Genomic DNA, 7,943 nt, shown 5'->3' on the forward strand with positions numbered 1-7,943 from the left:
TGCTCTGCATTATCTCCAAAAATTACTTTTAATCTTTCAACAAAGATAGAATTTTCTTGCGACATAGTTCCACCTGCAATTGGATTTTTACCATTAAAAGTCGCCTCAGGATCAAGATAATATATTCCAAGCGGGAAATGCCTTCACGTTTGAGTAATCGAGCAAGGCGAGGACGGGAAACTTTTGCATTATGTACTGCCGGATGATATACAGCAGATCGTCAAGAGGCAAGTACAGCGACTGACGCAGTGACAAGTCCACTGCCTCATAGGCTGCGCTCAGCGTGGTATTCAGCTTATGCGCACGATGGGACCGGCCTTGCACATCGTTGGAGTCTGACATTCGATGTCAGACCTGACCCTCAACCCGCAGACCCTCAATCCGCACGTCAGCCTCGATGTGCTGGTGTTCGATGAAAGCGAGCGCGGACCGTCTGACGATTTGGTGTTGCAGTTCTAGGCGGTCAGCAATATGCCCGACGATGAGCGCCGCATCATCAAGGCGCTGCTTGATGGCATGATCATGAAGTACCAGACGCGCAAGATGGTTGACAGCCTGAGCAGCTAAGAGAGGGAAACGGTGCTGGCCCAGGCCAACGCTTAGCGCTCTTTCTTAGCAGCTAAAAAAGAAGCCGTACCCGGAACCCGCGCGAACAGCAGCGGGTTGGGGACGGTTTTTTTATTTAAAAGACATGGCAGCGGCAGACCGCGTTTAACACGGACCGCCTTCAACGGCGGGCGCGACGGCCGATTTCCGCGCCAAGCGTTAAACGTAGAATGCGGTAGCGTTGAACGCGCAAAGCCCGCAACGGCGGGCTTTGCGCCACCCCGAAGGGTTGCGTGATGTGTGAGGGATCGGCAGGGGTGGCGGGGACTCCCCGCGCACCCTGCCCATTACAGCTTCTTGCTGCGGCTGCCGTACCAGGGCGGCTTTTTCCGCAGTCCGAATGGGATACGACTAGGATACGAGCAGGCTACGGCCAGACACAAACGGGATACGAACGGGATACGAGCAAGTTACAGCCGAAATCACCTGGCGCTGACGCGGCCAACTTGCTATACAGCTCCGTTCGTATACGCTTGCCGTCACTGATCCAGTTTCCGCACAGCTCTCAAGATCACGCTTCAATTTGATGGCCAACAATCGTGAAGTTCAGCCTAAGCTGAAACTCGTCAGGTACGTCAAGATTGGTTGCTTGATAGCCGTGCTCAACCTCTAATCTCCATACGGCGCCGTTAGACGACCGAACACGCAAAGACACAGGGAATGCCGCAAGAAACTGAGTTACCACGCCATTTTTTTCGTGTTGATCCGTTTTCACTTTTGTTTCAAAGTTTGGCTTTGCTTTACAGTTTACGGACAGGAGCTGCGAATTTGCATCCTGTGCGTACAGCTCGGTTTCAATATCATTGACAACGAACTGGCGGAAGTCCCTGCCTTTTCTCATCCATTCAAGCATGTGAACACTATCATCCGCGGCCTCGAACCCTGATACTTCAATCCGTTCCGGCACGTGTTGGGACTCAACGAAATTTCTGCTGTTTTCTGACTTTTCCATTCGATCACTCTATGATTTTTTCTAAATTACCCGGGGCACACCAGGGACTCTATCGCTATGGCATTCGCCCCGAAGAATGAGGTCAAAGGTCAATTCAAGCTGCTCCGCCATCTTGACAAGCATGGCGGACTGGTCTTTGACGTATGGTGCTTCCGCGCGCAGTATCCTCGCTGCTGTATGCAATGCGTTAAGCAACGATTTCGAAATTAATTCTCTATCTTTAAGGATGCGAGCCAATAGTCTCGCTTGCGCATCCACCTCCTGAAACGCCTGAGAATCAATAGTCTTCATCGTCTGGACTGACAGGAGAAAGTCACCGACCTTCTCCTTAAAGCTCTCTTGAGCCGAATCTAAATCACTCATTTTTTTCCGGGGACCTTAATAATTGCGCTCTGCGGTATTTCTTGGAAAATTGTCACTTCCTGTGCCCAAATTGACCGGTGGTAAGGAAGACCCGCAACTCCGTTCACCCTCGGCGCAGTCTGCCAAACCTCAGCCTGGAACGATCCGACCTTGCTCAGATCAATGCCAACTATGCCATTCCCGCCTTCGTATCCTTTAGCAACATCAAGCAATCGAGTCGTAGATATCCAAGGACTATTGGCTGCCGCGCCACCAGCGCCAGGGCCCGCATTCGCTACATGTTCGGCCGCTGTCCATGTTCCATTTTGTGCTTTTGCGGCAAGGCCAGTACCAGCTTCAATCGAAGCCGCATCAGCAGGCGTAAGCGCACGGTAAACAATATTTGACCCTGAGCTATTTGCCCCAACCACTTTTACAAATCCATTCTGCCCAATAGCTTTGTTCGCAACCGAAGCCGCCTTCGCAACCGATCCCGTCCCCAGCGCCGCCTCCATCCAGCCAGCAGCCTCTGGCGACATCCCGAGCGTCTGTAGACTCTGGCTGAGATACGTCTCCTGAGGTCGCCCGTACACAAGCTGTTTGGCTCCAGTAGAAACCTGATCCGCCGCGAGTACCGCACCCATACCGCTTGCATAGCACCCAATTCCGGTAGCACAAGATGCTGGCGCCGTCGCTAAAATGCCTCCCAAGCCTACCGCACCAAATAGCATCTGCCCGGCGCCGCCACCCCGCGTAACAACCTGGTAAGTGTTGTTCAATGCCTTGAGCGCATCCCGATTTGCGTCATTAATTACGCCGTCCGTACTGTAACCGAAGATGCCAGACTGGTTTGATAGCTGCATGCGCTCCACCGCATAGGTGTCGCTCGCGCCTAGTGCGGCCACTTGTTTGAGGCTGCGATATTCTGGACTATCTTCTGCGAACTCGGCATAACACTTCACAAGCGCACATGCTGCTGCATTAAGACGCGCTTCCTTCTTCGGATTGCCACCAGCCAGTTTTTCGATGCGCGTCTGTTCCTTCTGGTGCAACTGCCGATTATTCGTATCCGTCGCCAACCCGGTCGCCGCACCCGCCTCCCCACCGACCGCGGCACCCACACCAATCGCCGTGGCCTGCGCCAGCGACTGCGCCATCGCCCTGGCCGCTTCAAGACCGACACCCTGCTCTAGCAGCGCCATTTCCACATTCTTTTGCAGCGTCTCCAGCACTTCGGCAGACCCGGCGACAACGCCTGCGCCAAGCGCACCGCCCAAGCCGCCAGTCAAACCACCGCTGACCGCATGCAGCGCGGTTCGGTAAACACCGCCTTCTTTCCACTTTGCGATCTCGTCCGCGCTCGCTCCTTGTGCTTCTAGTTCAGCCGCTTTCTTGTTCGAAAAATCCGCAATCTCTTTCGGCGCAATCTTGCTGAACTTCTCGGTGATCGCCACCTGCGCATCGACATCCTTCTGCAACTGCTGCGCATCCCAGTCCTTGGCCAACGCACCCGCGCTCTGGGACGATGCCGACGTCACCTCACGATCCAGTCCGGCCAGCACCGTCTGGGCACTCTTGCCCGTCGCCAGCTGCTTGTCCTGATCGGTGATCACAACAACGCCACCGCTGATGCCGCTCTGGGTGACACTGCTCTGGCTACCGCTGACAGAACCGATGCCACCGCTTGCCGTCGGCTTGCCAGCTTGCTGGGTCGCGTCGTTCTGCGCCTCAGTCAGATTCCCCGGCCTGCCCGACTGGTCTCCCAGTATGCCGCTGACCGAACCAGATAGCGAAAAACCACTGGCGCTGTGCTCGTCCTTGTTGATCAGGTCCGATGCGCTCAAACTGCCGGTCAACAGCAGATTCTTGCCCTCGTCGATCGCCGCCTGGCTACTGCCGAGCACGCTGCCTTTGAGATCGGTGTTGCCGCCCACCGATACCTGGAAGCCCCCGTCGCCGGCCTTGATGCCGCTTTGCTCCTGCAACGACAGGAAGTCGCCGTTGACAGCCGACTTGGCGAAGTTGCCGCCGGCCGTGCTGGCGCCGTAGCAGAATGGTGGAAGGCACAGGCTGGCATTCAAACCCGCACTCTTTTGCTTGCTCTCGAACGTGCTGCGATCCTGCAGGCTTTCGATGTTCAGGTCGCCACCGATATCGGCAATCACGTTCTTGCCGGTGATCACACCGCCTTTGAGCGTGGTGTCGCCGCCACTGATGACCGTCACGTTCTGGCCGCCATTGACGTGGGTATTCGTGTAGGTCACGTCCTCGCCGTCTGCATTGCCGCGCGCCTTGTTCACGGCCAGGTCGATCGTGAAACCGTTGGAGGTGCCGCCAATGCCAAAGCCCACACCAATGCTGCTGCCGCTCGACTTGTTCGTGCTGTGCTGGCTTGCCGTGCTTTCCGCCGCCACCAGGTTGACCTTGTTGTCGGCCGCCAGGGTGACGCTGTCGCCGCCAGTGATCTGGCTGCCGATGGCGGTCAGGTTACTGGCCTGGCCCGCGCCTGTAGCGATGATCGCCACGTTGCCGCCGGCCTTGATCGTCGAGCCCACGGCGGTGCTGCTGGCCGAGTTGGTCGTGCTTTCGCTTTTCGTGTTGCTCAGGCCGATGCTGACGCGGATGCCGGCCTTCTGGATGGCATCGACCGAGGTCGGCATCTCGCTGATCGCCGAGGCAGCGTTGATCGCCGCCAGCGCGGTCAGGCGCGCGTTGCCCGTGTCCTTGGCCGCCTCGGTCATGCTTGCCACAGTGCGCACCGCCTCAAGCAGCGGCGCGCTCACCGTACCGCCGATGGCGGTCTTGCTGTAGCTGGAATGGTCGCTGCCCCGGGTAGTGTCCTGCGCCGCAGTGATCAGCACGTTCGCAGCGCCGATGGCGATATCGCCGCTCTGCGTCAGCACCTCGCTCGCCGTCTGCGTGTAGGTGTTGTCGGCCGTGAGCGTGACGTTGCCGTCCAGGCTGGCGAGCTGGCTGCCCGACTGCGTGACGGCCTCGCGCGTGCCGTCCTGCTTGTTCTTGACGGTGCCGATCGATGGCTGGAAGAAGCTGCCGATCATGCCGGACTGCTTGCTGCTGCTGGCCGAGTCTTCGCTCACGCTGTTCTGGGCACTGACAATGGCCAGATTGCGCCCGGCGCTGATGGCGATGTCGTCGTCGGCCACGACGGTGCTGCCCTGAATGACGGTATCGCGTCCGCTGGACGTCGTCACGTTCGCGCCGGTCAGCACGCTGCCCACCTGCGTGACCGACTCGCTGCTGCTGGCCCGCTGCTCTTGCCCCTTGCTGTAGCCGATGCCGACCGCGCTGACCGAAAAGCCGCTTTTCTTTTCTTCCAGCGTATGGCGCTCGGTGTTGGTCGTCGCTGCCGTGGTGACAATCAAATCGCGGCTCGCACCCAGTGCCAGCGCATCGGTCGCGGCCAGTTCGCTTGCGCCCACGGTGATGTCGTTCTTCGCCGCGATGCTCACGTTATTTCCGCTGATGCTGCTACCGATGGCTTGTGTCGTGGCGCTGTAGTCGGCCTTCGTGGCACTGCTTTTCTTGAAGGTGCTGCTCGATTCGCGGTGGGTTGCCACATCCGACAAGTGGTTTTCGGTCGTGCTCGCGATGTTGACGTTGTTGGTCGACGACAGGGCCACGTTGTCCCCTCCTGCCAGCGTGCTGCCCGTCACGTTCAGGTCGGCGCTGCCGCCAATACCGGCCCGCACTGTCAGGTCGCCGGCAGCGGCCACGCCAGCGCCAACGATCGTCTCGTTCCGATGCACCTGCTTGTCATACGCCTTGCTCGACGCGTCGTTCATGACCGACGAATTGGCCTCATTCTTCACCGCCGCGATGTTGATCGCGCCACCGGCGGAAATGACGCCGTTGCCCTTGCCTCCCGTGCCCACCGCCACCTGGGTGCCGGTCAGGTTCAAATTGCCGCCTGCTTTCATCGCCAGGTCGCCACCGGTACTCACCTGGCTCAGCTGATGCGTCACGCTGCTGTTGCTCTCGGTGTAGCCGCTGATCAGCGAATCGTAGGTGCTGCCCGTCTTGACCGTGTCGAAACGAATGTCGTTCCCAGCCGTGATCACGGCGCTACCCGCGCTGAGCTTGCCGGCAAGGTCGGTCAGGTCGCGCCCGGCATCGATGCTCAAGGCGCCCGTGGTGACAATGCTGGCCGTGTTCGACAAGGCAGTCGTGCTGCCGCTGTTTTGCTGCGTGGCCCAGCTGTCCTTGACCACCAGCGACTCGTTCCTGATGTCGCGCCCGGCCTGCAGGGCGACGCTGGCCCCGGCAATGCTGCCGCCGCGGTTGACGATGTCCTGTCCCGCCACCAGCACCGTGCGGCCGTTTCCGCCGTCGATTACGCCGCCGATGTTGGCGATGCTGTCGGTGACGTTGATCGTCACGCCGTCACCCGTGACGAGCGCGCCGCCCGGGGTGAGCGCTGCCTTGCCGGCATGCGCCACGTACACCTTCCGCACCAGCACCGTTTCGATGCGGCCATCGGGCAGTTGCACGGTTTCACTCACCAGCCACACGATGTCGCTCGTCAGGCGCGCGACCTGCTCGGCGCTCAAAGCAACCCCGGGGCGCAGGCCGAATTCGTGCGCGGCGCTCACGCCGCTCGTGAGCAGGTTCTTGTAGATGGTGTCGTCGCTCAGGCCCTTGTTCGGTGCGCTGCCGGTCAGCCCGGCCAGTTGCTCACCCACAAGGCGCTGCTCGTAGAAGCCGTCGCCCAGGCGTTTATGCGTCAGTGCCGGGTCGCGGGCGAGCTGGTCGAGCAGGAAGTCGCTGCTGGTCCATTGGTCCTGTTTGGCGAATTGCGGGCGGGTTTCGAACAGGTAGTTGCTTGAGGGGTTCTGGTTCTGCAGGAACAGGCCGCCGGGGGCGACCTAGCTGTCTAGACTCGTGGGATCATGTACCCATCCGTAGCTGGCCGCTCTTCAAGGCCAGACACGTTTTGCGTACACTGTTCCAATCCGACTTTTCACTGGCCACTCGATGACCCAGGCACTGCACAGCCAAGCCCGCGCTACCCACCTGATCCGTGAGGAAATCAGAAACTCGACGCTCTCGCAGGCCAAACTGGCGAGGATGTACAACGTCACCCGCCAGACGATCCGGAAGTGGCAAAACCGCGAGTCTCCTGAAGACAAGTCGCATGCTCCGTGCAAGATGTACACGACGCTCACGCCTGAGCAGGAGCTCATCGTGGTGGAGCTGTGCACAACCTTGCTGTTGCCTAATGACGACCTGCTGGCGGTCACGCGCGAGTTCATCAATCCAGCCGTCTCACGAGCTGGCCTGGGGCGCTGCCTTCGTCGCCACGGTGTGTCTGACTTACGCGACTTGGTCAAGCAAGACGATGGCGCGCCGGCGACGAAGAAAACCTTCAAGGACTACGAGCCCGGCTTCATCCACATCGATACCAAGTACCTGCCGCAGATGCCCGACGAGACGGCAAGACGCTACATGTTCGTTGCGATCGACCGTGCCACGCGCTGGGTTTTCATCGAGCTCTATGCCAACCAGACCGATGGCAGCAGTGTCAACTTCCTGAGCAAGGTCCAGCAGGCCTGTCCCGTCAAGATCGTCAAGCTGCGGGCTGACAACGTCAGCCAGTTCACCGATCGCTTCACGGCCGGCGGCAAGAAGAAAGAACCCAGCGGTACGCACGTGTTCGACCGACTGTGCAAGCAGCTCGGCATCGAGCACCGCCTTATTCCGCCGCGCCATCCACAGACCAACGGCATGGTAGAACGCTTCAACGGCCGCATCAGCGACATCGTGAACCAGACTCGCTTCGGCTCAAGAGCCGAGCTGGAGTCGACGCTGCGCAATTACGTCAAGATTTACAACCATAGCATTCCGCAACGAGCGCTCAGCCACAAAACGCCTGTTCAGGCACTCAAGCAGTGGTATGAGAAACGTCCCGAATTGTTCAGGAAACGCGTATATTACCAGCCGGGTCTTGACAAATAGGAGCCGTCTAGGATAAAAACAGGCTACGACCAGATAGAAAAAGGATACGGCGCCCCCATCACTTGCGCCG

4 protein-coding genes and 2 pseudogenes are annotated in these 7,943 nt (G+C 59.0%); 2 read left to right on the forward strand and 4 right to left on the reverse strand.

What is annotated here, in order from left to right:
• Nucleotides 1–115: 115 nt before the first annotated feature.
• Nucleotides 116–330: pseudogene (locus tag NX775_RS24240) on the reverse strand (IS481 family transposase); the annotation flags it as partial.
• Nucleotides 331–384: 54 nt separating this feature from the next.
• Between NX775_RS24240 and NX775_RS24055 the strand changes: the two are divergent.
• Nucleotides 385–567: pseudogene (locus NX775_RS24055) on the forward strand (helix-turn-helix domain-containing protein); the annotation flags it as partial.
• 550 nt (nucleotides 568–1,117) lie between these two features.
• Here NX775_RS24055 and NX775_RS08375 read toward each other — a convergent pair.
• Genes NX775_RS08375 through NX775_RS08385 form a run of 3 tightly spaced genes read right to left on the reverse strand, consistent with a single transcriptional unit; the run spans nucleotide 1,118 to nucleotide 6,510 of the window.
• Nucleotides 1,118–1,558 carry a hypothetical protein gene (locus NX775_RS08375; RefSeq protein WP_258835583.1) on the reverse strand — a complete coding sequence of 147 codons (441 nt, stop codon included), beginning with the start codon at nucleotides 1,556–1,558 and terminating at the stop codon, nucleotides 1,118–1,120.
• A gap of 21 nt (nucleotides 1,559–1,579) precedes the next feature.
• Complete coding sequence (locus tag NX775_RS08380; protein ID WP_258835584.1) at nucleotides 1,580–1,921, reverse strand: hypothetical protein; 342 nt, start codon at nucleotides 1,919–1,921, stop codon at nucleotides 1,580–1,582.
• The gene (locus NX775_RS08385; protein WP_258835585.1) at nucleotides 1,918–6,510 is read right to left on the reverse strand and encodes a hemagglutinin repeat-containing protein; all 4,593 of its coding nucleotides are present in this window, start codon (nucleotides 6,508–6,510) and stop codon (nucleotides 1,918–1,920) included. Before NX775_RS08385 ends, NX775_RS08380 begins: the two co-directional genes overlap by 4 nt.
• A 382-nt stretch (nucleotides 6,511–6,892) precedes the next feature.
• Between NX775_RS08385 and NX775_RS08390 the strand changes: the two genes are divergently transcribed.
• Complete coding sequence (locus NX775_RS08390) at nucleotides 6,893–7,873, forward strand: IS481 family transposase (RefSeq protein WP_258835586.1); 981 nt, start codon at nucleotides 6,893–6,895, stop codon at nucleotides 7,871–7,873.
• Nucleotides 7,874–7,943 lie beyond the last annotated feature (70 nt).

The organism is Massilia aurea, from assembly GCF_024753205.1.
In the GTDB taxonomy this organism is placed as follows: domain Bacteria; phylum Pseudomonadota; class Gammaproteobacteria; order Burkholderiales; family Burkholderiaceae_D; genus Telluria; species Telluria aurea.